General features: G+C 67.9%; 29 protein-coding genes. 18 read left to right on the top strand and 11 right to left on the bottom strand.

The genetic code is table 11. The features are described 5' to 3' along the window. Positions 1–9 precede the first annotated feature (9 nt). From hflX to G369_RS0106150, 7 genes are all read left to right on the top strand, one after another. Positions 10–1,221: a GTPase HflX gene (gene hflX / locus G369_RS0106180; RefSeq protein WP_019653112.1), complete on the top strand. Its 1,212-nt coding sequence runs from the start codon at positions 10–12 to the stop codon at positions 1,219–1,221. A gap of 32 nt (positions 1,222–1,253) precedes the next feature. Continuing rightward, positions 1,254–2,627 carry an FtsH protease activity modulator HflK gene (gene hflK, locus G369_RS0106175; protein ID WP_019653111.1) on the top strand — a complete coding sequence of 458 codons (1,374 nt, stop codon included), beginning with the start codon at positions 1,254–1,256 and terminating at the stop codon, positions 2,625–2,627. 17 nt (positions 2,628–2,644) lie between these two features. Further along, entirely contained in the window at positions 2,645–3,544 is a 900-nt protein-coding gene (gene hflC / locus G369_RS0106170) for a protease modulator HflC (RefSeq protein WP_019653110.1), read from the top strand. 31 nt (positions 3,545–3,575) lie between these two features. Next, positions 3,576–3,764 carry a DUF2065 domain-containing protein gene (locus G369_RS0106165; RefSeq protein WP_019653109.1) on the top strand — a complete coding sequence of 63 codons (189 nt, stop codon included), beginning with the start codon at positions 3,576–3,578 and terminating at the stop codon, positions 3,762–3,764. 80 nt (positions 3,765–3,844) lie between these two features. Next, a complete protein-coding gene (locus G369_RS0106160; protein WP_019653108.1) occupies positions 3,845–5,005 on the top strand; it encodes an ATP phosphoribosyltransferase regulatory subunit in 1,161 nt (386 codons plus the stop codon). 23 nt (positions 5,006–5,028) lie between these two features. Then, positions 5,029–6,360 carry an adenylosuccinate synthase gene (locus tag G369_RS0106155; protein ID WP_019653107.1) on the top strand — a complete coding sequence of 444 codons (1,332 nt, stop codon included), beginning with the start codon at positions 5,029–5,031 and terminating at the stop codon, positions 6,358–6,360. Positions 6,361–6,499: 139 nt separating this feature from the next. Beyond that, positions 6,500–7,024: a phosphoribosyltransferase gene (locus G369_RS0106150; protein ID WP_019653106.1), complete on the top strand. Its 525-nt coding sequence runs from the start codon at positions 6,500–6,502 to the stop codon at positions 7,022–7,024. Positions 7,025–7,045: 21 nt separating this feature from the next. Here the strand turns inward: G369_RS0106150 and G369_RS0106145 are convergent, their stop codons facing one another. Both G369_RS0106145 and G369_RS0106140 read right to left on the bottom strand, forming a co-directional pair. Continuing rightward, positions 7,046–7,495: a VOC family protein gene (locus tag G369_RS0106145; protein WP_019653105.1), complete on the bottom strand. Its 450-nt coding sequence runs from the start codon at positions 7,493–7,495 to the stop codon at positions 7,046–7,048. A 96-nt stretch (positions 7,496–7,591) separates the two neighbouring features. Then, on the bottom strand, positions 7,592–8,452 hold the full coding sequence (locus tag G369_RS0106140; RefSeq protein ID WP_019653104.1) for an AraC family transcriptional regulator: 861 nt from the start codon (positions 8,450–8,452) through the stop codon (positions 7,592–7,594). 144 nt (positions 8,453–8,596) lie between these two features. Here G369_RS0106140 and G369_RS0106135 point away from each other — a divergent pair, with 144 nt between their 5' ends. Then, complete coding sequence (locus G369_RS0106135) at positions 8,597–9,790, top strand: PLP-dependent transferase (RefSeq protein WP_019653103.1); 1,194 nt, start codon at positions 8,597–8,599, stop codon at positions 9,788–9,790. Between the two features lie 129 nt (positions 9,791–9,919). Next, the gene (locus tag G369_RS0106130; protein ID WP_019653102.1) at positions 9,920–10,123 is read left to right on the top strand and encodes a hypothetical protein; all 204 of its coding nucleotides are present in this window, start codon (positions 9,920–9,922) and stop codon (positions 10,121–10,123) included. 61 nt (positions 10,124–10,184) lie between these two features. Here G369_RS0106130 and G369_RS0106125 read toward each other — a convergent pair whose 3' ends face one another. After that, positions 10,185–10,832: an arylesterase gene (locus G369_RS0106125; protein ID WP_019653101.1), complete on the bottom strand. Its 648-nt coding sequence runs from the start codon at positions 10,830–10,832 to the stop codon at positions 10,185–10,187. Between the two features lie 36 nt (positions 10,833–10,868). Here G369_RS0106125 and G369_RS0106115 point away from each other — a divergent pair, with 36 nt between their 5' ends. Genes G369_RS0106115 through rlmB form a run of 4 tightly spaced genes read left to right on the top strand, consistent with a single transcriptional unit; the run spans position 10,869 to position 13,929 of the window. Beyond that, the gene (locus tag G369_RS0106115; protein WP_026346226.1) at positions 10,869–11,579 is read left to right on the top strand and encodes an ABC transporter ATP-binding protein; all 711 of its coding nucleotides are present in this window, start codon (positions 10,869–10,871) and stop codon (positions 11,577–11,579) included. A gap of 53 nt (positions 11,580–11,632) precedes the next feature. After that, positions 11,633–12,133, top strand: a complete 501-nt coding sequence (locus G369_RS0106110) for a hypothetical protein (RefSeq protein ID WP_051127551.1) — start codon at positions 11,633–11,635, stop codon at positions 12,131–12,133. Positions 12,134–12,150: 17 nt separating this feature from the next. Continuing rightward, positions 12,151–13,134, top strand: coding sequence for a hypothetical protein (locus tag G369_RS0106105; protein WP_019653098.1), 984 nt, complete (start codon positions 12,151–12,153; stop codon positions 13,132–13,134). A gap of 48 nt (positions 13,135–13,182) precedes the next feature. Further along, the gene (gene rlmB, locus G369_RS0106100) at positions 13,183–13,929 is read left to right on the top strand and encodes a 23S rRNA (guanosine(2251)-2'-O)-methyltransferase RlmB (RefSeq protein WP_019653097.1); all 747 of its coding nucleotides are present in this window, start codon (positions 13,183–13,185) and stop codon (positions 13,927–13,929) included. Here the strand turns inward: rlmB and G369_RS0106095 are convergent. From G369_RS0106095 to G369_RS0106085, 3 genes are all read right to left on the bottom strand, one after another. Then, positions 13,926–15,122 (bottom strand): NAD(P)/FAD-dependent oxidoreductase, encoded by a 1,197-nt coding sequence (locus tag G369_RS0106095; protein WP_019653096.1) that lies wholly within the window; start codon positions 15,120–15,122, stop codon positions 13,926–13,928. The two genes, rlmB and G369_RS0106095, sit on opposite strands and share 4 nt — an antisense overlap. Positions 15,123–15,229: 107 nt before the next feature. Then, positions 15,230–15,400 carry a hypothetical protein gene (locus G369_RS39050; protein WP_019653095.1) on the bottom strand — a complete coding sequence of 57 codons (171 nt, stop codon included), beginning with the start codon at positions 15,398–15,400 and terminating at the stop codon, positions 15,230–15,232. 129 nt (positions 15,401–15,529) lie between these two features. Next, positions 15,530–16,132 (bottom strand): helix-turn-helix domain-containing protein, encoded by a 603-nt coding sequence (locus tag G369_RS0106085; protein ID WP_019653094.1) that lies wholly within the window; start codon positions 16,130–16,132, stop codon positions 15,530–15,532. A gap of 63 nt (positions 16,133–16,195) precedes the next feature. Here G369_RS0106085 and G369_RS0106080 point away from each other — a divergent pair, with 63 nt between their 5' ends. Continuing rightward, entirely contained in the window at positions 16,196–16,717 is a 522-nt protein-coding gene (locus G369_RS0106080; protein WP_019653093.1) for a GNAT family N-acetyltransferase, read from the top strand. On the opposite strand, the gene G369_RS0106075 is transcribed toward G369_RS0106080, so the two are convergent. Genes G369_RS0106075 through G369_RS0106060 form a run of 4 tightly spaced genes read right to left on the bottom strand, consistent with a single transcriptional unit; the run spans position 16,714 to position 19,369 of the window. After that, entirely contained in the window at positions 16,714–17,190 is a 477-nt protein-coding gene (locus tag G369_RS0106075; protein WP_019653092.1) for a DUF3237 domain-containing protein, read from the bottom strand. The two genes, G369_RS0106080 and G369_RS0106075, sit on opposite strands and share 4 nt — an antisense overlap. Before the next feature lie 4 nt (positions 17,191–17,194). After that, positions 17,195–18,169, bottom strand: coding sequence for an aldo/keto reductase (locus tag G369_RS0106070; RefSeq protein WP_019653091.1), 975 nt, complete (start codon positions 18,167–18,169; stop codon positions 17,195–17,197). A gap of 34 nt (positions 18,170–18,203) precedes the next feature. Beyond that, positions 18,204–18,803: a chromate transporter gene (locus G369_RS0106065; protein WP_019653090.1), complete on the bottom strand. Its 600-nt coding sequence runs from the start codon at positions 18,801–18,803 to the stop codon at positions 18,204–18,206. After that, positions 18,800–19,369 carry a chromate transporter gene (locus G369_RS0106060; RefSeq protein WP_019653089.1) on the bottom strand — a complete coding sequence of 190 codons (570 nt, stop codon included), beginning with the start codon at positions 19,367–19,369 and terminating at the stop codon, positions 18,800–18,802. The genes G369_RS0106065 and G369_RS0106060 overlap by 4 nt, the downstream gene beginning before the upstream one ends. Before the next feature lie 98 nt (positions 19,370–19,467). Here G369_RS0106060 and G369_RS0106055 point away from each other — a divergent pair, with 98 nt between their 5' ends. After that, a complete protein-coding gene (locus G369_RS0106055) occupies positions 19,468–20,391 on the top strand; it encodes a YihY/virulence factor BrkB family protein (protein ID WP_019653088.1) in 924 nt (307 codons plus the stop codon). A 25-nt stretch (positions 20,392–20,416) separates the two neighbouring features. Here G369_RS0106055 and G369_RS0106050 read toward each other — a convergent pair whose 3' ends face one another. Further along, the gene (locus tag G369_RS0106050) at positions 20,417–20,989 is read right to left on the bottom strand and encodes a DUF924 family protein (protein ID WP_019653087.1); all 573 of its coding nucleotides are present in this window, start codon (positions 20,987–20,989) and stop codon (positions 20,417–20,419) included. Between the two features lie 116 nt (positions 20,990–21,105). Here G369_RS0106050 and G369_RS0106045 point away from each other — a divergent pair, with 116 nt between their 5' ends. From G369_RS0106045 to G369_RS0106035, 3 genes are all read left to right on the top strand, one after another. Continuing rightward, on the top strand, positions 21,106–21,555 hold the full coding sequence (locus G369_RS0106045) for a CHRD domain-containing protein (protein ID WP_019653086.1): 450 nt from the start codon (positions 21,106–21,108) through the stop codon (positions 21,553–21,555). A gap of 142 nt (positions 21,556–21,697) precedes the next feature. Next, the gene (locus tag G369_RS0106040; protein ID WP_051127550.1) at positions 21,698–22,828 is read left to right on the top strand and encodes a patatin-like phospholipase family protein; all 1,131 of its coding nucleotides are present in this window, start codon (positions 21,698–21,700) and stop codon (positions 22,826–22,828) included. A 101-nt stretch (positions 22,829–22,929) separates the two neighbouring features. After that, positions 22,930–23,679, top strand: a complete 750-nt coding sequence (locus tag G369_RS0106035; protein ID WP_019653084.1) for an acetoacetate decarboxylase — start codon at positions 22,930–22,932, stop codon at positions 23,677–23,679. The last annotated feature ends 100 nt before the right edge of the window (positions 23,680–23,779 follow it).

Below are 23,779 nucleotides of genomic sequence, written 5' to 3'. Positions count from 1 at the left end.
TGATCCCGCTTGTCTGAACTGATTCCCCGCCAGGAAGGCGCCGCCGTTCTCGTCGGCGTCGATTTCGGGCTGCCCCATTTCGACAGCGAACTAGAGGAACTCGGCCTGCTCGCGCAGACCGCGGGCCTGACGCCCGTCGCCCGCCTCGCGTGCAAGCGCAAGGCGCCAGATGCGGCATTGTTCGTCGGAAGCGGCAAGGCCGAAGAAATCAAGGAGCTGGCTGCCCTTCATCGGGCGAGCGAGGTCATCTTCGACCAGGCCCTGAGCCCCGCGCAGCAGCGCAACCTAGAGCGCCAGCTCGACGTGGCGGTCTACGACCGCACCTTTCTCATCCTCGAAATCTTCGCCCAGCGCGCGCGTTCGCACGAAGGCAAGCTGCAGGTGGAGCTTGCCCGCCTGCAGTACCTCAGCACGCGGCTGGTGCGCCGCTGGTCGCACCTGGAGCGCCAGACCGGTGGCGCGGGCGTGCGCGGCGGCCCGGGCGAGAAGCAGATCGAGCTCGATCGCCGGATGATCAGCGAGTCGATCAAGCGCACGCGAGAGCGCCTCGCCAAGGTGCAGAAGCAGCGCGGCACGCAGCGGCGCCAGCGCGAGCGCCGCGACACCTTCAACATCTCGCTGGTGGGCTACACCAATGCGGGCAAGTCGTCGCTATTCAACGCGCTGGTCAAGGCGCGCGCCTATGCGGCCGACCAACTGTTCGCCACCCTCGACACCACCACGCGCCACCTCTACCTGGGCGATGCGCGCAGGCAGGTGTCGATTTCCGACACGGTGGGCTTCATCCGCGACCTGCCGCACGGGCTGGTCGATGCCTTCAAGGCCACGCTGCAGGAGGCGGTCGATGCCGACTTGCTGCTGCACGTGATCGATGCCTCCAATCCGCACTACCCCGAGCAGATGGCCGAGGTGCAGTCGGTCCTGCAGGAGATCGGCGCGGACGCCGTGCCGCAGCTGCTGGTCTTCAACAAGCTCGACGCCCTTGAAAGCACGCAGCATCCGCTGCATCTGCAGGACGAGATGGAGATCGACGGCGTCCAGGTTCCGCGCATCTTCCTCAGCGCCAGGACGGGTGAGGGCGTGCCGCTGCTGCGTGCCGAGCTCGCCCGGCAATCGGGCTGCGCAACCGATACGATGACCCCTGCGGCGGACGCTGAATTGCACGACGCCACCGACGGATTGGGCACAATCCCGCCACTGACAAGAGAACGAAGCGAATGAATTCAAAGCCAGCGCGGAGAGGGTTTCTGGGCATGTTCAACCTGAACGACGGCCGATGGGGTCGCGGCGACGAGCCGTCCTCCTCCAGCGGCGACCGCCCGGCCGGAAACCGGCCCCCCGATGCCAATCCCCCCGGCGGCCCCACGCCCCCGCCACAAGGCAGCAATAGCGGCAGCAACAACGGCAACGACAACCGTCCCCGCGGCCAGGGACCCAACCAGGGCCCGCCCGACCTCGATGAACTCTGGCGCGACCTCAACCGCAAGCTCGGCGGCTTCTTCGGCGGCAAGGGCGGCGGCAACCGCCCCAACGGCGGCGGTGGTGGCAACGGCTACAAGCCCGACATGAAGAACGCCGGCTTCGGCATCGGCCTGGTCGCGGCGGTGGCGGTGCTGATCTGGCTCGGCACCGGCTTCTTCATCGTGAACGAAGGCCAGCAGGCCGTCATCACCCAGTTCGGCAAGTACAAGAGCACCGTGGGCGCGGGCTTCAACTGGCGCCTGCCATATCCCATCCAGCGCCACGAAGTCGTGGTGACCACGCAGATCCGCTCCGCCGACGTCGGCCGCGATGCCATCGTGCGCTCCACCGGCCTGCGCGAGTCGGCCATGCTGACCGAGGACGAGAACATCGTCGAGATCAAGTTCGCCGTGCAGTACCGCCTGAGTGATCCGCGCGCCTGGCTCTACGAGAGCAAGTCGCCCGCCGACACCGTCGTGCAGGTGGCCGAGACCTCCGTGCGCGAGGTGGTCGGCAAGATGAAGATGGACGCGGCGCTCGCCGAGGAGCGCGACCAGATCGCGCCGCGCGTGCGTACGCTGATGCAGACCATCCTCGACCGCTACAAGATCGGCGTCGAGGTCGTGGGCATCAACCTGCAGCAGGGCGGCGTGCGCCCGCCCGAGCAGGTGCAGGCCGCGTTCGACGACGTGCTCAAGGCCGGCCAGGAGCGCGAGCGCACCAAGAACGATGCACAGGCCTACGCCAACAACGTGGTGCCGCTGGCCACCGGTACGGCTTCGCGCCTGAAGGAGGAGTCCGAGGCCTACAAGGCGCGGATCGTGGCGCAGGCTCAGGGTGATGCGGGCCGCTTCAGCGCGGTGCTGTCTGAATACCAGAAGGCCCCCCAGGTGACGCGCGACCGCATGTACACCGACGCCATGCAGCAGATCTACGCCAGCACGACCAAGGTGCTGGTCGACAGCAAGCAGGGTTCGAACCTGCTGTACCTGCCGCTCGACAAGCTCATGCAGATGAGCGGCGGCAACGCTGCCACGCCAGTCGATGCGGCCAGCCCCAGCGTTGCCGGCACGGCGCCGGCACAGTCCTCGGTCATCCCGGTGGCCCCCACCACCAGCGACGTGCGCGGCCGCGACGGCCGCTCGCGTGACCGTGACGTGCGTTGAGAAAGGCCCGCAAGAACATGAACAGAATCGGATTCATCGCCACCTCGATCCTCGTGCTGCTCGTCCTGGCAAGCTCGATGCTCTTCGTGGTCGACCAGCGCCAGTTCGGCGTGGTCTACGCACTCGGCCAGATCAAGCAGGTCATCACCGAGCCCGGCCTCAACTTCAAGCTGCCGCCGCCGTTCCAGAACGTGTCGTACATCGACAAGCGCCTGCTGACGCTCTCCAGCGTGGACACCGAGCCCATGCTCACGGCTGAGAAGCAGCGCGTGGTGATCGACTGGTACGTGCGCTGGCGCATCAGCGACCCGCAGGCCTACATCCGCAACGTCGGCCTCGACGAGAACGCCGGCGCGATGCAGCTCAACCGCGTGGTTCGCAACGCGTTCCAGGAAAACATCAACAAGCGCACCGTGCGCGACCTGATCTCGGTGCGCCGCGAGGCCCTGATGGCCGACGTGCAGCGCGAGGTGCTGTCGGTGGTGAAGGGCAGCAAGCCCTGGGGCGTGGACGTTGTCGACGTGCGCATCACCCGAGTCGACTACGTGGAAGCCATCACCGAGTCGGTCTACCGCCGCATGGAAGCCGAACGCAAGCGCGTGGCCAACGAGCTGCGTTCCACCGGCACGGCCGAGGGCGAGAAGATCCGCGCCGATGCCGACCGCCAGCGCGAGGTGATCGTGGCGAATGCATACCGCGACGCCCAGAAGATCAAGGGCGAGGGCGATGCCCAGGCTGCTGCCGCCTACAGCGAGGCCTTCGGGCGCGACCCCCAGTTCGCGCAGTTCTATCGCAGCCTCGAGGCCTACAAGCAGAGCTTCAACAAGAAGAGCGATGTGATGGTGCTCGACCCGTCGTCGGACTTCTTCCGCGCCATGCAGGGCTCGGGCTCGAACACCGCCGCACCTCGCCGTTGACCACGCCAGGCCTCAGCCGTCCTCAGGAGCCGTGAGCGCCGATACTTTCTGGAGCGCGCTGGCGCTCGTCCTGGTGATCGAGGGCATCCTGCCTTTCGTGTCGCCGGGAGGGTGGCGGCGCGGCTTCGGCCAGCTCATGCAGCTGCGCGACGGCCAGCTGCGCTTCTTCGGGCTCTGCAGCATCCTTCTGGGGCTGGTCCTGCTCTGGATCCTGGCCTGATTCGGCCCGCCGATCGACGCCTGGCCGGGCCGGTTGCCCGGTGCCGGTAGAATCCCGTTTTAACCACGCCCCCGATCCCCATGTCCGCCTGGGTCCTCCCGGATCACATTGCCGATGTGCTGCCCTCCGAGGCCCGCCACATCGAAGAACTTCGACGCCAGCTGCTCGACACCGCCCGTGGCTACGGCTACGAGCTGGTGATGCCGCCGCTGCTCGAGCATCTCGAGTCGCTGCTCTCCGGCACCGGCGAGGCGCTCGACCTCCAGACTTTCAAGCTCGTCGACCAGCTTTCCGGCCGCAGCATGGGCCTTCGCGCCGACACCACCCCCCAGGTGGCGCGCATTGATGCCCACCTGCTGAACCGCGACGGCGTGGCCCGCCTGTGCTACTGCGGCCCGGTGCTCCACACCCGCCCGGACCGCCCGCACGCGACCCGTGAGCCCCTGCAGTTCGGCGCCGAGATCTACGGCCACGCGGGCCTCGAGGCCGACACTGAAACCCTGCTGCTGGCGCTCGACTGCCTCGATGCTGCCGGCCTGCGCGAGGGCGTGATCGTCGACCTGGCGGATGCCCGCATCGTGCGTGCGCTGTTCGCCGGCGTGCCGGTCGACGGTGCCACCCTGGCGCAGGTGCATGCGGCGCTGGCGGCCAAGGACGCCAGCGAGCTCGAATCCCTCACCAGGAATTTCCCCGCCGCCTCGCGCGACGGCCTGCGCGCGCTCATCCAGCTCTATGGCGACGAGGCGGTGCTCGACGAGGCGGCGAAGGCCCTGAAGGGCACTCCCGCGGTCGGCACCGCGCTGGCCGACCTCAAGCAGCTCGCTACGGGCCTGCAGGGCGTGCCCGGACGCCAGATCAGCTTCGACCTGGCCGACCTGCGCGGCTATGCGTACTACAGCGGCATGCGCTTCGGCATCTACGTGCCAGGCGCGGCCGATTCGCTGGTACGCGGCGGCCGCTATGACGAGGTGGGGGCCGTGTTCGGCCGCAACCGCCCGGCCGTCGGCTTCAGCCTCGACGTGCGCGAGCTGGTCGGCGTGCTGCCGGCCCGTCCGCTGCGCGCCGCCATCCGCGCGCCCTGGAGCGACGCGGCCGGCCTGCGTCAGGCCATTGCCCAATTGCGCAAGGCCGGCGAAACGGTAGTCTGCGTGCTGCCGGGCCATGGCAGCGAAATCGATGAATTCCACTGCGACCGCGAGCTCGTCGAGCAGGCCGGCCAGTGGAGTGTCCGAGCGATCTGATTTTTTGAAGTAATGGAACGAGCATGAGCGTAACCACCGGAAGAAACGTGGTCGTCGTCGGCACCCAGTGGGGCGACGAAGGCAAGGGCAAGCTGGTCGACTGGCTGACGGAGAGCGCCCAGGGCGTGGTCCGTTTCCAGGGCGGGCACAACGCGGGCCACACGCTGGTCATCAACGGGGTGAAGACCGCCTTGCACCTGATTCCGAGCGGCATCATGCGCCCCGGCGTCAAGTGCTACATCGGCAACGGCGTGGTGCTGTCGGCCGCCAAGCTGTTCGAGGAGATCGAAGGTCTGGAGAAGGCCGGCGTCGAAGTGCGTTCGCGCCTGCGCATCAGCGAGGCCTGCCCCCTGATCCTGCCGTTCCACGCCGCGCTGGACATTGCGCGCGAGGCCTACCGCGAGAAGGGCGGCATCGAGAAGATCGGCACCACCGGCCGCGGCATCGGTCCGGCCTATGAAGACAAGATCGCCCGCCGCGCGCTGCGCGTGCAGGACCTGAAGCATCCCGAGCGCTTCGCCGCCAAGCTGCGCGTGCTGCTCGAGCTGCACAACCACGTGCTGACCCAGGTGCTGGGCGCGCCCGCCATCGACTTCGATCAGGTCTTCGACGAGGCGATGAAGCACGCCGAGCTGCTCAAGCCCATGATGGCCGACGTCTCGCGCGAACTGAACGACGCCAACCGCAACGGCGCCAACCTGCTGTTCGAAGGCGCGCAGGGCACGCTGCTGGACGTGGACCACGGCACCTATCCGTACGTCACCTCCAGCAACTGCGTGGCCGGCAACGCCGCCGCCGGTTCGGGCGTGGGCCCTGGCATGCTGCACTACATCCTGGGCATCACCAAGGCCTACTGCACCCGCGTGGGCGGCGGTCCGTTCCCGACCGAGCTCGACTGGGCGACGCCCGGCACGCCCGGCTACCACATGAGCACCGTGGGCGCCGAGAAGGGCGTGACCACCGGCCGCAGCCGCCGCTGCGGCTGGTTCGACGCGGCCCTGCTCAAGCGCTCGGCGCAGGTCAACGGCCTGTCGGGCCTTTGCATCACCAAGCTCGACGTGCTGGACGGCCTCGAGAAGCTCGAGCTGTGCACCGGCTACGAGCTCGATGGCGAGACCACCGACATCCTGCCCATGGGCGCCGACGAGATCGAGCGCTGCACGCCGATCTACGAAACGCTGGAAGGCTGGAGCGAAAGCACCGTCGGCGTCACGCAGTACGACAAGCTGCCGATCAATGCGCGCCTCTACTTGCAGCGCATCGAGCAGGTCACCGGCGTGCCGATCCACATGGTCTCGACCAGCCCCGACCGCGACCACACGATCATGATGCGCCACCCCTACCTGGCCGACTGATCGATCGGATCAGGCCAACCTCCCAGGCTTGCCCGCTTCGTGCGGCCGCCAAACCCCTTGCAGGGGGCAACACCAGCGGCCCGGCAAGGCCGGTTCCGCGGTGTTCCCAAAGAAGAGACATTGAAGGAAGACCCACGCTATGTTGACTGAAGACGGCAAGCATCTCTACGTCAGCTACGACGAGTACCACAACCTGATCGAGAAGCTCGCGATCAAGGTGCACCAGTCGGGCTGGCAGTTCGACACCATCCTGTGCCTGGCGCGCGGCGGAATGCGCCCCGGCGACGTGCTCTCGCGCATCTTCGACAAGCCGCTGGCGATCATGTCGACCAGCTCGTACCGCGCCGATGCCGGCACGGTGCAGGGCCATCTCGACATCGCCCGCTACATCACCACGCCCAAGGGCGAGATCGCAGGCAAGGTGCTGCTGGTCGACGACCTGGCCGACTCCGGCCACACGCTGCACGCGGTGATGGACATGCTGCGCAACAACTACAAGCCGATCACCGAGCTGCGCAGCGCGGTGATCTGGACCAAGGCACTGTCGACCTTCACGCCCGACTACTCGGTCGAGTACCTGCCGACCAACCCCTGGATCCACCAGCCCTTCGAGGGCTACGACTCGCTCGGCGCCGAGAAGCTGATCGAGAAGTGGTCGGTCTGATCCGACCCTGCCGGCGCCCGGTCACCCGGCGTCGGTGAACATGGCGGTGTAGCGCCGCTGCATCTCCTGCGGCGTCAGCTTCTCGATGCTGTGCCCCACGTTCCAGCGATGGCCGAAGGGGTCGCGAAAGACGCCGGAGCGTTCCCCATAGAACTGGTCCTGCGGCGCCATGTCGAGCGTGGCGCCCGCCTCGACGGCGCGCGCCACGACGGCGTCGGCGTCGTCAACATGCAGGTGCAGCGTGACGGCCGTGCCGCCCAGCGTCCGGGCGCTGTGGATGTTGCACTCAGCGAACTCGTCGGAAATCATCAGGATCGCGCCGTTGTGGAAGTCCAGTTCCGCGTGGCCGATGCGCCCGCTCGGCTCGGTGAGCCGGAAGATCTCCTTCACCTCGAAGACCTTGCAGTAGAAATCGATGGCTGCGCCTGCATCGTGGACGCAGAGGTACGGAAACAGTTCGTGGATTGCCATGGCCTGCGTGTTCCTGCGGTTGAGTGGAGTGGGCGCGATTCTGGTGTTCGTCGCGCGTGCCGTCTTGGACAAATTTGACCTGCCGCCACCCGGGGCTCAGTCTTTTGCCTCGATGCGCAAGTGCCTCGGGGAAGCCGGCGCCGCACGCCGATAGGTCTGCGGCGACATGCCCGCGATGGCCCGGAAGTCGCGGTTGAGATGCGCCTGGTCGGTGTAGCCGGCTTCCAGCGCCAGCTCGACCCAGGGTCGCTCGGGAGCGATCGCGAACTGCCCGAGCAGGCGATCGAAGCGCAGCATGCGCGCGTACTGCTTGGGCGCCAGCCCGGTCATGCCGCGAAAGAGCGCGATGAAGCGCCTGTGGCTGTAGCCGCTCTGTTTCACCAGCCGGCCGATGGCGATTGCCTGCCCGTCGTCGTCCGTGGCGCTCGCGCCGGACATCCGGGCCAGTGCCTGCGCCACCGCAGGATGCATTCCGTGCGCTGCGGACGAAGCAAGGCGCGCTTCGAGCAGCGCGGCGACGATGTCGAGCTGACGCGGCAGCGAATCGGCCGCCTGCAGCCGTTCGAGCGCGAAGTTCGCGTCCGCGCCCCAGAGCGTCTCGAGCGAGGTGTGCCGCTCGGCCAGCGCGTCCTCCGGCGCTCCAAGCAGTGCCATGGCCGCGCCCGGCAGCAGCATGACGCCGACCGAGCGCGTAACCACCGAGACGTCTCGCACGTAGAAGACCGAGCGGGTTCCGCCCACCATCGCGTGGCCCACCATGAGGCCGAGCGAATCGGCATCGCCGCGAAAGAGGCGCAGGGAGGGCCCCGAGAGCCGGAAGACCAGGTGCATGCCGCCGGTGGGCAGCACGTGCTCCCGCGCACCCAGCCGCTCCGGTGGCGCGCCGTCGGGCGATGAAGCCCACATCAGCCGCACGAAGGGCCGCAGGCGGGGAGGAGGGGGGCGCGTCAGCTGCACTGTCTCGGGGCTTCCTTCATGAAGGGTGGAACGGGGCACCAGCCGATCCGCCCATTGTGCGACCGAAGCTTCGCGCAAGGGCCGCCGGAGGCCACCCAATAGGTCCCGGAAAGCCTCCAAGGCCGCTCGCGCTAGCATGCACCCATGAGCAAGCCTTCCACGAACCTGATCCATCACCCCTACGTCCCGCCCGCCACCTTCTCCGCGCCGCAGCCCGGCGTGTTCAAGGCATCGACCGTGTTCTTCGCCGACGTGGCCGCCATGCGCGCGCGCGACTGGCGCACCAAGGCCGGCTACACCTACGGCCTGCACGGCACGCCCACCACTTTCACCCTGGAAGAGCGACTGGCCACGCTCGAGGGCGGCACCGAATGCCTGCTCGTGCCCAGCGGGCTGGCCGCCATCTCCCTGGTCTCCTTCGCCTTTCTCAAGACCGGCGACGAGGTGCTGATCCCCGACAACGCCTACGGCCCGAACAAGGCGCTGGCCACCGGCGAGCTGGCCAGCTTCGGCATCACACACCGCCTCTACGATGCGATGAACCCGGCCGACCTCGCCGCCAAGCTCTCCGATCGCACGCGGCTGGTGTGGCTGGAAGCGGCCGGCTCGGTCACCATGGAGTTTCCCGACCTGCCAGCGCTGGCGAGCATCTGCCGCTCGCGCGGCGTGCTGACCGCCCTCGACAACACCTGGGGCGCAGGCCTGGCTTTCGCACCCTTCGATTTCAACGGCAGCGGGCAGGGCGTCGACATCTCGGTGCACGCGCTCACCAAGTACCCCAGCGGCGGCGGCGACGTGCTCATGGGCAGCGTGACCACGCGCGACGAGCGCCTGCACCGCGCGCTCAAGCTCACGCACATGCGCATGGGCTTCGGCATCGGCGTGGGCGACGTAGAGACGCTGCTGCGCTCGCTGCCCAGCATCGCGCTGCGCTACGCGGCCCACGACCGCGCGGCGCGCGAGCTGGCCGGCTGGCTCAACGGCTGCGAGGAGATCGCGCAGGTGCTGCATCCTGCGCTCGAGGACTCGCCCGGCCATGCCCACTGGCGCGCGCTGTGCGGCGAAACCAACCTGGCTGCCGGCCTGTTCTCGGTGGTGTTCGACGAGCGCTTCAGCACCGAGCAGGTCGACCGCTTCTGCGACGGCCTGCAGCTCTTTCGCCTCGGCTATTCGTGGGGCGGGCCGATCAGCCTAGTCGTGCCCTACGACATCGGCCTGATGCGCGACGCGAGCGTGGCGCGCTGGCCCTACAAGGGCACGCTCGTACGTTTTTCCATCGGCCTGGAGGACGTGGAAGACCTGCGCGCCGATCTTCAGCAGGCGCTGGCGCTGATGTAAGAAATCGCATCGCGCAGCCGGCGTCCTGTTGCCTCGATCGCGTCATGGGGTACCTCCTTGAGACTGCACCTTTATCGCTTACAGTAGGACACGGCAGTCAACCCGACCGCCTCGCCTCAAGGAGAAGCAGTGGCAACACCCAACTACGGCTACGAAAAGCGACAGAAGGAGCTGGCCAAGAAGAAGAAGAAGGAAGAAAAGCTTCGCGAGAAGGCGAACCGCAAGCTCAATCCCAGCAGCGAAGGGCTTGCGCCCGGAGATCCCGAAACCGACGTTGCCTCGCTCGAGCGCGATCCGCCCACGGTGCCGGACCTGCCCACCAAGAACGGCTGATCCACCCAGCTCGCCGATCCATCAAAAAAGCCGCCGCAGGCAATCGCCCGCGGCGGCTTTTTCATTGCTTGGGCAACATCTTGCGCAGCTCGGTCCAGACGTTGTCGAGCAGCTGGGGCTGCGCAGCCGCCGTCGGGTGGATGCGGTCGGCCTGGAACAGCGAGAGCGCATCGGGCGCGTCGGCCACGCCCTTGAGCAGGAAGGGCACGAGCGCCGACTTGGTCGCTGTGGCCACCTTGGAGAACACCGCCTCGAAGCGCCGCGTGTAGTCGGCCCCGTAGTTGGGCGGCACCTGGATGCCGACGATCAGCACCTTGGCGCCCGCGGCCTGGGCGGCCTTGGTGATCTGCAGCAGGTTGCTCTCGGTGTCGGAAAGCGGCAGCCCGCGCAGCGCGTCGTTGGCACCGAGTTCGAGCACCACCAGGCTGGGCTTGTGCTGCGCGAGCAGCGGCGCGAAGCGGGCGCGGCCGCCGGAGCTGGTGTCGCCGCTGATGCTGGCGTTGACCACGGTTGCAGAAATCTTCTGCTGCGCAAGCCTTTTCTCGAGCAAGGGTACCCAGCCTTCGCCGCGCTTGAGGCCGTACTCTGCGCTCAGCGAATCGCCGAGCACCAGGATCAGCGGCTTGCCCGAGGCAGCCGTGGAAGACGAGGCCTGGGCCTGCGCCGCCGTCGTCCATATCCCCGCGCTGCCGAGCGCGGTGGTGGTCAAGATAAAGTCACGTCGATTCAAAACCAGAGCCTTTCCATGTCCCAACCCCCGTCTGATGCCATTGTCGCCGTCGAGCATGTGTTCAAGTCCGTCACCGATTCGGCAGGCACGCTGGACATTCTGCAGGACATCGATTTCACCCTCGGCGCGCGGGAAACCGCCGCCATCGTCGGCGCCTCCGGCTCGGGCAAGAGCACGCTGCTGTCGATCATCGCCGGGCTGGATACGCCCACGCGCGGCACCGTGAAGCTCGCGGGGCAGGACATCTTCGCCATCGACGAGGACGAGCGCGCCGCCGTCCGTGCGCAGCGGGTGGGCTTCGTGTTCCAGAGCTTCCAGCTGCTGGGCAACCTGAGTGCTCTCGAGAACGTGATGCTCCCGCTGGAGTTGGCCAACCGCAAGGACGCCCGCAAGGCCGCCACCGAGATGCTCGGCCGCGTCGGCCTCGGCCAGCGCCTGGGCCACTACCCGAAGGTGCTCTCCGGCGGCGAGCAGCAGCGCGTGGCGCTGGCCCGTGCCTTCGTCGTGCAGCCTGCGCTGCTGCTGGCCGACGAACCGACGGGCAGCCTGGACTTCGCCACCGGCGAGCAGGTCATGCAGCTGATGTTCGACCTCAACCGCGAACTGGGCACCACGCTCGTGCTCGTCACCCACGACCGCGGCATCGCGGCGCGTTGCGAACGGCGCATCACCATCGAGGCCGGACGCGTCGCACTTAATGAAAAAGTGGCTCTGGCGCCTGCCTGACAAGAGCAATAAGCTATTAAATAAATAGCAGGCCACATTCAAAGGAGATGTTCATGGAGGAACTTCCGCCCGACGCCGTCTTGGCGCTGCAGCGGGGCAGGATGATCGAGGCCATCAAGATCGTGCGCGACCGCACGGGCATGGACTTGAAGTCGTGCAAGGAGGCCGTCGATCGCTTCGTCGATCGGCAGGAGGCGGGCGAAGGCGATCCCATGGTGGCAGGCGGTCACGGTGGTCCCACCGCGGCAAGGCAGGACCGCGGCTTCGCGTCGATGCCTTCCACCGCTCTCACGGCGCTGGCACAGGGCAACAAGATCGAGGCGATCCGCCTCACGCGTGAGGCCACCGGCCTGAGCCTCGCGGCGGCCAAGCGGCTGGTCGACAACCATGACGATCCGACCCTGGGCGCCTTCGGCCCCCTGACCCAGCACATGCCCCGGCGTCCCATGGACGAGCCGGGCCGCGTGCACGACAGCGGCTACAAGTGGCTGCCGGTGCTCATCGTCCTGCTGGCGGCGGTCATGGTGTGGCTGCTGTTCGGCCCGAAGGCCTGAATCGAGAAGACCCGTAGATGATCGTTCCCCAGTTCTGGGCCGAAGGCCGCATCCAGGAGCGCGTGGCAGGCAATCAGATCACCGTGCGCCGCTACGGTTGGTCCGACGAGAGCCCCGTGGCCGCGCAGGCGCATGCCGACCAGCGCACCCGCGACGCCTTCGACCGCATCGCCCACAAGGGCGAGGACCTCGAGCGTCGCGAGCGCAAGCTGGCATACAACGGCGCCGAGGGCGTCCCGATCCGCGAGGAGATCGTCGAGCGCCAGGGCGACGCCGTCGTCACGCGCAACGGCTACGGCGCGCGCTGCCTCAACACACCCGACGTGCTGTTCGTCGACATCGACTTCGAGGAGCCTCTGCGCGGCAGCGTTTTCGGCTTCGCATTGGTGCCGGCACTGATCGCAGGCGTGGTCGGCGGTTGGGCCGCCAGGACGTGGCTGGGCGGGCTGATCGCGGGCCTCATCGTCTTCGCCGTGGCCTGGTTCATCGGCCAGCGCAAGAAGCGCGGCGAGCCCAGCGGCAACCCGTCGCCCGAGAAGCGCGCCGCCGAGCGCATCGCGCGTTTCGTCCATCAGCATCCCGACTGGCACCTGCGCGTCTACCGCACACCCGCGGGTTTCCGGCTGCTGGCGATGCACGACGTGTTCAATCCTTCCGACACCGCGGTGGCCGACTGCTTCCACGCGCTGGGCGTCGACAAGGTCTACGCGCGCATGTGCCGCAACCAGAACTGCTTTCGCGCCCGCGTGAGCGCCAAGCCCTGGCGCATCGGCATCGGCGATCACATCCGGCCGCGGCCGGGCGTGTGGCCGGTGTCGCCGGACAAGCTGCCCGTGCGCGACGCCTGGATCTCGCGCTACGAGAAGGCTGCCGAAGGTCACGCCGCCTGCCAGTACCTGGAGAGCGTGGGCAACGGCGCGAAGGTGCATCCGAAGGCGCAGGCGGTCCAGGAGCTTCATGACGAGCGCACCCGCGCGCTCAGCGGCCTGCCGATCGCCTGAGCGGACAGGCGTACGGAGCCACCCCGAGGGGGCAGGGATAATCCACGGATGTCTTCCCCCAAAGTGATCTTCGGCTTCCATGCCGTGGGCGTGCGCCTCAAGACCGCGCCGAAGTCGGTGCTCGAAGTCCTGTTCGACGCCAGCCGCCGCGATGCGCGCATGAAACAGTTCCTGGCCCGCGCGCAGGAAACAGGCGTGCGCCTGATCGAGGCCGACGGTGCCCGGCTTTCCAAGCTCAGCGGCAGCCACGGCCACCAGGGCGTGGTGGCGCGGGTCGAGCCCGTCGCCCAGGTCCGCTCCCTGGACGAACTGCTCGAAGGCCTCGAAGAGGCCGGCACCGTGCCGCTGCTGCTGGTGCTCGACGGGGTGACCGATCCGCACAACCTCGGCGCCTGCCTGCGGGTAGCCGACGGCGCCGGTGCGCACGCGGTCATCGCCCCCAAGGACCATGCGGCAGGCATCAACGCCACCGTCGCCAAGGTGGCGAGCGGCGCGGCCGAGACGGTGCCGTACTTCATGGTCACCAACCTTGCGCGCACGCTGAACGAACTCAAGGAGCGCAACATCTGGTGCGTGGGCACCAGCGACGACGCGCCGGGCACCATCTACCAGAGCGACTTCAAGCTCCCGCTGGCGCTGGTGCTGGGCGCCGAAGGCGAGGGCATGCGCCAGCTCACGCGCAAGACCTGCGACGAGCTCGTCAGCATTCCGATGGCCGGGGCGGTCGAGAGCCTGAACGTCTCGGTGGCCAGCGGCGTGTGCCTGTACGAGGCGCTGCGCCAGCGAAGCGCCTAATCCCTCGGCGATCCACCCTTGCGGTGGAAATAGATCAGTTCCGCCACCCGCCGCATCTGCGGCGTGCCCAGCAGGCGGTTGAACATCCAGTCGTTCTGGAAATGGTCGAAGGCCCAGCGCAGCGCGCGCTTGAGCCTGAAGCCAGGGTAGCCGCGCACGAACCACGTGGCCGGGTCGCCCACCTCGCCCCGGATGAACCGAGCCACCGCCTCGCCTGCGCGCTGCCCATGAAGCAGGGCGGTGTGGATGCCGCCCGCAGTCACCGGCGACACCATGCCGGCCGCATCGCCCACCAGCAGAGCCCGATCGCGCGCCACCACGGGCAGCACCCCGCCGCAGGGGATCATGCCCGCGCGCACCGCGACGGGCGGCGCATCGCCGGGCGTGACGGCAGGGGCGATCTTTCGCAGCAGCGGATCGAGCTTCAGCGCGCCCGCGTCGCTGTGCCCCACGCGACGTGCCAGCCCGATCTGGCTGACGCCCACGCCTTCGAGCGCCCAGCCGATATAGCCGGGTGCCAGCTTGCGGTCGATGAAGCAATGGAGCAGGTCGGGTGCCATCTTCGCGCCCTGGTACTCGTGCTCCACGCCGTAGAGAAAGCGCGTGTTGCGCGACAGGCCCAGCGCCTTGGCGACGCGCGAATGCGGACCGTCTGCGCCGACGAGGTATGTCGCCGTGATGCAGGGACCCTGCGTCAGCGGCACTTCCCAGTGGCCGTCGAGCCACAGCGCCTGTTCGAACAGCGTGCCCAGCCGCACCTCGACGCCGCAGTCCCGGGCCGAGTCCACCATCCAGTCGAGCAGCGCGGGTGCGTCGGTGGCCCAGAACCAGTAGCCCGGCGCATGCAGGTCGACGTGGTGCATGTCGGGGGCATAGAGCCGCACGCCTTCGATGCGGCGGACCAGCGCCGGAGGCACCTCGGCCAGCCATGGCACGCTGTCGACCGCGTCCTTGACGATGATGCCGGTGGTGTGGAGCTTGGCGCCCGCAGCGGTCTTCTTCTCCAGCACCATCACGCTGAGTCCGGCGAGCGCTGCGGCGCGGGCGCAGGCGAGGCCCGCGAAGCTCGCGCCCACGACGAGCAGGTCTACCTGGAGGGTTCCCGTGCCACTGCCGGCATAGGAAGCCGGTGCGGGTGCCGCGGAAGAGGCGGAGGGGAGAAGCGGGGAGAAGAGGCTGGTGGATGTATGCATGGGGCCGCTGACTTGAAGCAACGCGCATCGCTTGATGCGATGCGCGCTGCGAAGTTAGCGACCCGATGTGCGGGTGGCGTGAAGCCGGCGTGAACTCAGGACCAGGTTCAGGACGGGTCCTTGCCGCGCGTTCGGCCCACCGCGCTGAAGATGCCGATGCCCAGCAGGATCACCGCACCGATGCCGATGTAGAGCGTGGGCACGCCGGCCACCGAGGCACCCCAGGCGACGCCTGCCAGGAAGATCAGGAAACCGATCATGTAGAGCGCGAAAGACATCGTGTTCCTCCTAAAGTCTGGATGCCTCGCAGTATTCCCGGCGCCGCGGCGCGCAGCACCGGTGCGTGCCGGATGTGCTTGTGGGAGGGTGCCTACCGAGTGGGTACGCGATTTCCGCGCGCTGCGGACCTACTCGGGGCTCGCCACCAGCAGGTAGCGGCAGGCGCTGCCGCCGAGCGCCTTGAAGACCAGCGGCCGGTCCACGCCGAAGTCCAGGCGGTCGCCCGGTGCGAGCTCGAAGCGTTCGTCGCCGTAGTCCACCTGCAATTCGCCTTCGAGCATCCAGAGGCATTGCCGGTACGGCTTGCCGCTCCAGCGTGGATAGTCGACCCGAGCCTCTCGCGGCAATTCGATCTCGACCATCTCGATTCCGCTGCCCGCCTGGCGCTCGGCGACCTGCCTCCGCAGGTAGCCTGCCTGCGGGTCGCGCCACACCTCCTGCTCGGCGCGCCTGCGCAGCCGCTGGGGCTGCGCCTTTTCCTCCGTCAGCAGTTGCGCCAGCGGCACGCCCAGCCCCGCGGCCAGCTTGCCAAGCAGCACCGCCGTGGGACTGCTCTGGGCGCGCTCCACCTTGGAGATCATGGCCTTGCTCACGCCCGAGCGCTCGGCCAGGTCCGAGAGGCTCAGGCCCTGCGACTGGCGCAGGGCCAGCAGCCGGGAGGCTATCAGCAGGTCGATGCTCTGGCCGGCAATACCGGCGGAAGCTGGATCAGTAGATGAATCGTTTCCCATATGAGATTATTATTCTCATATATTGAACGAAGTTTCAATGAAATCCGAACGAGGACCCGCACCATGCGTCTCATCACGTGCACCGAAGAAGCCCACGCCGCCGCGATCCTGGCCATCCTGAACGAGGCCATCGTCACCTCCACCGCCCTGTACGACTACAAGCCGCGCACGCCCGAGAACATGGTGACCTGGTTCGCCACCAAGCGCGCCAACGGCTTTCCGGTGATCGGGGTCGAGGACGAAAGCGGCAAGCTGCTGGGCTTCGCGAGCTACGGCACTTTCCGCGCCTTTCCCGCCTACAAGTACACGGTGGAGCACTCTGTCTACGTCGACAGCGCGCACCGCGGCAAGGGCCTGGGCCGCACGCTGATGGAGGCCATCGTCGAAGAGGCGGTCAAGCGTGACGTCCACGTGATGGTCGGCGCCATCGACGCGGCCAACGCCGGCAGCATTGCATTGCACCAGAGCCTGGGCTTCGAGCACTCGGGCACGGTGCGCCAGGCGGGATTCAAGTTCGGGCGCTGGCTGGACGTGGCCTTCTACCAGCGCATCCTCGCCACGCCGCTGAACCCGGTCGACGGCTAGTTCAGGGCAAAGAAGCGCATGACGACCTCGGCCGGGTTGCGCACGCCGGCGCCGGTGAACATGCGCTCGTTGATCCACTTCAGCGACGCCGACGCGGTCTCGAAGCGCGGACTGCAGCGGAAGTACACCTGCGAGGGATCGACCGGCTCGCCGCGCAGCAGCCTGGCCATCACCTCGGGCGAGGCGCTGCGCATCGCGCTGTTGTGCACGTAGATCAGGTCGCCCGCGTCGGTCTCGAGGCCGTAGCGCGCGTCGAGCTCCGAGAGCGTGTCGCTCACGATCAGCTGGAAGTCGCTGCCGCCCGGCAGCACGCGCGCACGCCAGCCGTGGCCGATGGCCTCGCCGCCGAGGATCGGCACCACGCGGCGCAGCCCGCGCGGACTGCTGCCCAGCACCTGCGGCACGCCCACCTGGATGCTCAGGTCGGCGAAATGCTCCAGCGTGGGAGCGGCGATGGCGTCGAAGGTGCTCATCGGGTCAGGCCGCGGGCTTCGCCGTTTCGGCGCTGGCGCGGTCGAGCATCTCGATGGTGCCTGCGTCCAGCTTGAGTTGCGTCGCGACCACGAGCTCCTCGAGCTGCGAGATGGAGGTGGCGCTGGCGATCGGCGCCGTCACGCCCGGGCGCGCGATCTGCCACGCGATGGCCACCTGGCCCGGTTTGGCGTTGTACTGCTGGGCCACCTTGTCGAGCGCATCGAGGATGCGCAGGCCGCGCTCGTTGAGGTACTTCCTGGTGGTGTTGGCGCCGCGCGCGCTCTTGGACGCGTCGGCCTCGGTGCGGTACTTGCCCGTGAGGAAGCCTGCGGCCAGCGCGTAGAAGTTGATCACGCCCACTTCGCGCTTGATGCACAGGGGCTCCAGCTCGTCTTCGAACACCGCGCGGTCGTAGAGGTTGTACAGCGGCTGCAGGCTCTCGTAGCGGGCGATGCCCAGGCGTTCCGACACGTCGAGCGCCTCGGCCAGGCGCGGCGCGGTGTAGTTCGATGCGCCGATCGCGCGCACCTTGCCTTCCTTGATCAGCTCGTCGAAGGCGCCGAGCGTCTCCTCCAGCGGGGTGTTGGCGTCGTCGTCGTGCGACTGGTAGAGGTCGATGTAGTCCGTCTGCAGGCGCTTGAGCGAGGCCTCCACGGCTTCGCGGATGTACTTGGGCGCGAGGCCCGCCTTGCCTTCGCCCATCGGCTTGCCGACCTTGGTGGCCAGCACCACGCGGTTGCGCTTGCCGCTCTGCTTGAGCCACTTGCCGATGATGGTCTCCGACTCGCCGCCGGTGTGGCCCGGCACCCAGGCCGAGTACACGTCCGCGGTGTCGACGAAGTTGAAGCCGGCGTCCAGCCAGGCATCGAGCAGCTTGAACGAGGCGGCCTCGTCGACGGTCCAGCCGAACACGTTGCCGCCGAAGGCGAGCGGGGAAACCTGGAGGCCGGAGCGGCCGAGCGGGCGAAGTTGCGACATGTCGATGTGTTCCTGATGAAGAGGATGGGAAAGTTCAGACGAAGCCCACGGCGCCCAGCACCGCGCCGGCGCCGAGCAGCCAGAGCAGGTGGATGCGCGTGCGCCAGACGATAAGCGCGGCAGCGCCGGTCAGCAGCCACAGGTGCCACGCGGGCGCATCGCCGGCATGGTTTCCTGCTGCCAGCACCCAGCCGGTGGCGATCAGCAGCCCGACCACCACGGGCGCCATGCCCTGCTTGAAGGCGCGGACCTCGCGGCGCGTGCGGTTGCGGTGGCCCCAGCGGGTCGCGAAGTAGGTGAGGGTGGTGCTCGGCAGCATGATGCCCAGCATCGTGACCAGCAGGCCGAAGAGCCCGAGCACCCAGGCATGCGGCCCGGCACCGATGCCGCCGCCGGCATTGAGCCCCACGTTCCAGCCCATCAGCGCCACGAACAGCACGTTGGGCCCGGGCGCCGCCTGCGCGATCGCGACCGAGGAGCTGAACTGCGCGTCGGTGAGCCAGCCGTGCTGCGTGACGAGGTAGCGGTGCATGTCGGGCACCGTGGTGATGGCGCCGCTGATCGACAGCAGCGACAGCAGCATGTACTGCCCGAGGAGGGCCAGCCAGTCGTGCCATTGCATGGCGATGGTCATGGGGCGATCCTCTTCCAGGTCCAGATGCAGGCCGCGCCGCCGAGCACCAGCAGCACCCAGCCCAGCGGAATCTTCAGCACCGCGATGGCCACGAACACCAGCGCCATGATGACCAGGCAGGTCGCGAAGCCCAGCGGGTGCTTGCGCAGCTGCGGCACCAGCTTGACGCCCGTGGCGGCGATCAGCCCGCCCGAGACGGCCCCCATGCCCCGCAGCGCCGCCGCCACTTGCGGATTGCCCGCATAGTGCGCGTACAGCACGGCCAGCGCGAGGATCACCACCAGCGGAATGGTCAGCATGCCCGCCACCGCCGCCAGCGCGCCGCGCAGGCCGAAGTAGCGGTCGCCGATCATCAGCGCGAGGTTGATCACGTTGGGCCCCGGCATCACCTGCGCCACGGCCCAGTCTTCGAGGAACTGCTCGGGCGTGAGCCATTTCTTCTTTTCGACCATCTCGCGCTGGACGATGGCGAGGACTCCGCCGAAGCCCTGCAGCGCGAGCCAGGTGAACGAGACAAAAAGGTCGCGCGGCGACTGGGGATGGGCTGCAGGAGGAGACGGTTGCATGTCGAGCGATTATCGTAGGCAGGCATTCGACATGCCGGGCGCCGCCGCGACACGGCGGCGCCCGGCCGCTTCAAGGGTTTCAAGGAGGACATTCCAGCATGGTCACGCAACTGCGCGCGCTCTTCGATCTCTGCCGCCGGGCCTTCAATTCGTGGTCCAACGACTACGCCCCGAGCATGGGCGCCGCGCTCGCCTACTACACGGTTTTCTCGATCGCGCCGCTCCTGCTGATCGTGATCGCGGTGGCCGGGCTGGTCTTCGGGCAGGACGCCGCGCGCGGCGAGATTTTTGCCCAGCTCTCGGGCCTGATGGGCGAGCAGGGCGCGGCGGCGGTGCAGGGCATGCTTAAGGCCGTCAACAAGCCGGCCGAGGGCATCGTCGCCACGGTGATCGGCATCGGGCTGGTGGTGGTGGGTGCCACCACCGTCTTCGGCGAACTTCAGGACGCGCTCGACCGCATCTGGCGCGCGCCGGCCCGCGTCAAGAACAAGGGCCTGTTCAACATGCTGCGTGTGCGGCTGCTGTCGTTCAGCATGATCATGGGCATCGGCTTCCTGCTCATGGTGTCGCTGGTGGCGAGCGCGGCGCTCGCGGCGCTGGGCAAGTGGTGGTCGCCGATGTTCGGCGCCTGGGAGACGACGGCGCAGGTCGTCAACTTCGTCTTCAGCTTCGCGATGGTGACGGTGATCTTCGCGATGATCTACAAGATCATGCCGCGCGTGAAGGTGCAGTGGCGCGACGTGTGGGTGGGCGCGGCGGTGACGGCGCTGCTGTTCACCGTCGGCAAGCACCTGATCGGCCTGTACATCGGCAAGAGCAGCGTGGCCTCGGGCTATGGCGCGGCGGGCTCGCTGGTGGTGGTGCTGGTGTGGGTGTACTACTCGGCGCAGATCTTCCTGCTGGGCGCGGAGTTCACCTGGGTCTATGCGCGCACCTACGGCTCGATGAAGAACGCCGAGGGCATCGCCGAGCTGAACCCTTCGCCCACGCGCGAGCTGCCGCTGCCGCACAACGACGACTGAGCGTCACCTCTACGCTTTGCGCGGGTCAGCCCGCGAAGCCGCCTTCGTCCAGGAACTTCTGCTCCTGCGCCGTGCTGGGGCGCCCGAGCATCCTGTTGCGGTGCGGAAAGCGGCCGAAGCGCGCGACGATGTCGCGGTGCAGCACGGCGAAGCGCTGGGTGTTGTCGTCGAGCGCGGCGTTGAGTTCCACCGAGCGCTCCTGCTCGGCCAGCACTTCCGAATGCATGAAGGGCAGGTAGAAGAAGCGTCTCAGTGCAGGGTCGCACTCCCGGTCAAAGCCTGCCTCGATCGCCTGCTTCGCCGCCGCCAGGGCCTTTCCGTCGGTGGCCAGCATGTGTGGATTGCCGCGCCAGGCGTTGCGCGGGAACTGGTCGAGCAGCACCATCAGCGCCAATGCGCCCTGGCCGTCGGCGGCCCAGTGGTCGAGTTCTCCGCGGGCTGCGGCCTGGTGGGCGTCGGCAAAACGGGTGATGAAGGCGGCGTCGAAGGCGTCGTTCTTGGCGAACCAGCGCTCGGGGCCCGCTTCGGTCCAGAAATCGACGACGTCGCGGGCCGTGGGAAGCGTGTTGGAGAGGGTCGTGGAAGCAGGGGAGGTCATCGACACATTCTCTTTCAGGTCGAGCGCGCAGCCCCAAGTCGGGGCGATGGCCGACAGGACAGATCCCGTGCAGCTGCCTATGCTGTCGTCGCATTCACAACCAGGAGATCACGCTCATGACCAAATATGGCTCTCTTTTGCGTGCGGCGCTCGTCGCCGGCGTTGCCGGTGCCGCGCTGGCCGGCTGCGGAATGATGTCGAAGTCGAACGTCGCGAGCTTCAGCGGTGCGATGAACGCGGCCAGCGAAGTACCGCCGAACATGACCCGCGGCAGCGGCATGGCGGAGGCCTGGCTCGACCGGGACACCAACGTGCTCAAGTACAAGATCACCTACACGGGCCTGAGCGGGCCGGCCACCATGGCGCACTTCCATGGCCCGGCCGCGGCGGGCGCGAACGCGGGCGTGGTGCTGCCCTTCGCCAACCCGGCGAGCCCGATCGAGGGCCAGGCCACGCTCACGCCGGCCCAGGCCGCGGACCTGTCGGCGGGCAAGTGGTACGCCAACGTCCACACGGCCGCCAACCCCGGCGGCGAGATCCGCGGGCAGCTGCTGCCGAAGATGTGAGATCGTGCCGGGGGCGGCGACCCCTGGTCAGGTTCTTGTATCGGGAGTGGTGTCAAATGAACGCATGACGACGACACCCCCGAAGAAGAAAACCCGTGCCGCCTCCAAGCCCCTCGACCCCTTCGCCTCGCGCCGCAAGGACATGCGTACCGCCCGCAAGGCGCTGGTGCTGCAGGGAGGCGGCGCGCTCGGCGCCTACCAGGCCGGCGTGTACGCGGCGCTCAGCGAGACCGACCTGCAGCCGCACTGGATCGCCGGCGTCTCCATCGGCGCCATCAACGCCGCGCTGATCGCAGGCAACGCGCAGGAAAAACGGGTCGACCGGCTGCGCGAGTTCTGGCACCTCGTGTCCTCCGGGCCATCGCAGCGGCTGCCTTCATGGCTGGGCGACCGGGCCATGCAGAACCAGTACAGCGCGACCATGGCCTCCCTGGTGGGCATTCCGGGCTTCTTCGAGCCGCGCTATTCGCCGGCCTTCCTGCTCGGGGGCGCCGCGCCGCTGCTGAGCTACTACGACACCTCGCCGCTGAAGTCGACGCTGGAGCGCCTCGTCGACTTCGACCGCATCAACGCCTGCGAGGCCCGCTTCAGCGTGGGCGCGGTGAACGTGCGCACCGGCAACTCGGTGTACTTCGACAACACGCGCCAGCGCATCGGGCCCGAGCACATCATGGCCAGCGGCGCGCTGCCGCCGGGTTTCGCGCCGGTGAGCATCGACGGCGACGACTACTGGGACGGCGGCATCGTCTCGAACACGCCGCTGCAGTACGTGCTCGACACGCACCCGCGCAACGAGCCGCTGGTGGTGCTGCAGGTCGACCTGTTCAACGCCCGCGGCGAGATGCCCCGCAACATGGCTGGCGTGATGGAGCGGCAGAAGGACATCACCTACTCCAGCCGCACCCGCATGAACACCGACGCGCTGGCCGCCAACATGAACCTGCAGCAGGCCATTGCAGACCTGATCTCCAAGCTGCCCGCCAACCTGCGCAACGATCCCAGCGTCCACGAGGTGCAGTCGCAGCTCACGCACGAGCCCATCGACATCTTCCACCTGATCTACCGCGACAAGCCCTACGAACTGGAGTCGAAGGACTACGAGTTCTCGCGCGCCGCGGTCGAAGAGCACTGGGAGACCGGCGCGCGCGACATGCGCGTGACCCTGGCCCACCCCGAGACGCTGCGCGCCGATGCCACCGTGAACGGTGTGACCACCTTCGACCTCGGCGAGCACGGCTCGGGGCGCGTCAAGCGGCCGGGGCTGTCGCGATGAGCCGCCTGGGCGAGCGGCGATTCAGCCCCGGCTAAGAAACCAGCGCGAGACTGGGCCGTCAATTCAACGCTTCAGCTTCACCAGGAGGAAATGTTTGCATCATGAACATTGAAGACGTGCGACGAACGGCATTCGCGATGCCGCTGACCAGCCCCGCCTTTCCGCCGGGTCCCTACCGCTTCATCAGGCGCGAATTCCTGATCATCACGTACCGCACCGACATCGAGGCCCTGCGCGCGGTGGTGCCCGAGCCGCTCGAAGTCGTCGAGCCGCTGGTCAAGTACGAGTTCATCCGCATGCCCGACTCCACCGGCTTTGGCGACTACACCGAGTCGGGCCAGGTCATTCCGGTGCAGCTGCGCACCGACAAGGGCGTGGAGAAGGGCGCCTACGTGCATGCGATGTACCTGAACGACCATCCGCCCATTGCAGGCGGGCGCGAGCTCTGGGGCTTCCCGAAGAAGCTCGCATCTCCGGTGCTCGACTACGAGACCGACGTGGTGGTCGGCACGCTCGACTATGGCAAGGTGCGCGTGGCGAAGGCCACGATGGGCTTCAAGCACCGCACGCTCGATCCAGCGCCCATCCTCGCGGGCATCGCGCAGCCGAACTTCCTGCTCAAGATCATTCCGCACGTCGACGGCACCGCGCGCATCTGCGAACTGGTGCGCTATCACATGGTCGACGTGACGCTGCACGGCGCGTGGGGCGGGCCCGGCTCGCTCGAACTGCATCCGCACGCATTGGCGCCGGTGGCCGACCTGCCGGTGCGCAAGGTGGAGTCGGCGGTGCACTACATCGCGGACATGACGCTCGCGCTGGGCACCGTGGAACACGACTACATGAAATGAGCACGGCCCCAGGCTGCGCGCACCTCGTGTCGCTTCGCCAATCCCCTCGCCGGGCGCGACACTTGCGGCCCGGCCAAGCCGGATCCGCAGTGTCTCCCGA

Origin of the sequence: Variovorax atrisoli 110B, assembly GCF_000382045.1 — a bacterium.
In the GTDB taxonomy this organism is placed as follows: domain Bacteria; phylum Pseudomonadota; class Gammaproteobacteria; order Burkholderiales; family Burkholderiaceae_C; genus Variovorax; species Variovorax atrisoli.
The sequence above is the reverse complement of the archived record's forward strand: the minus strand, read 5'-3'. Positions and strand labels throughout refer to the sequence as shown.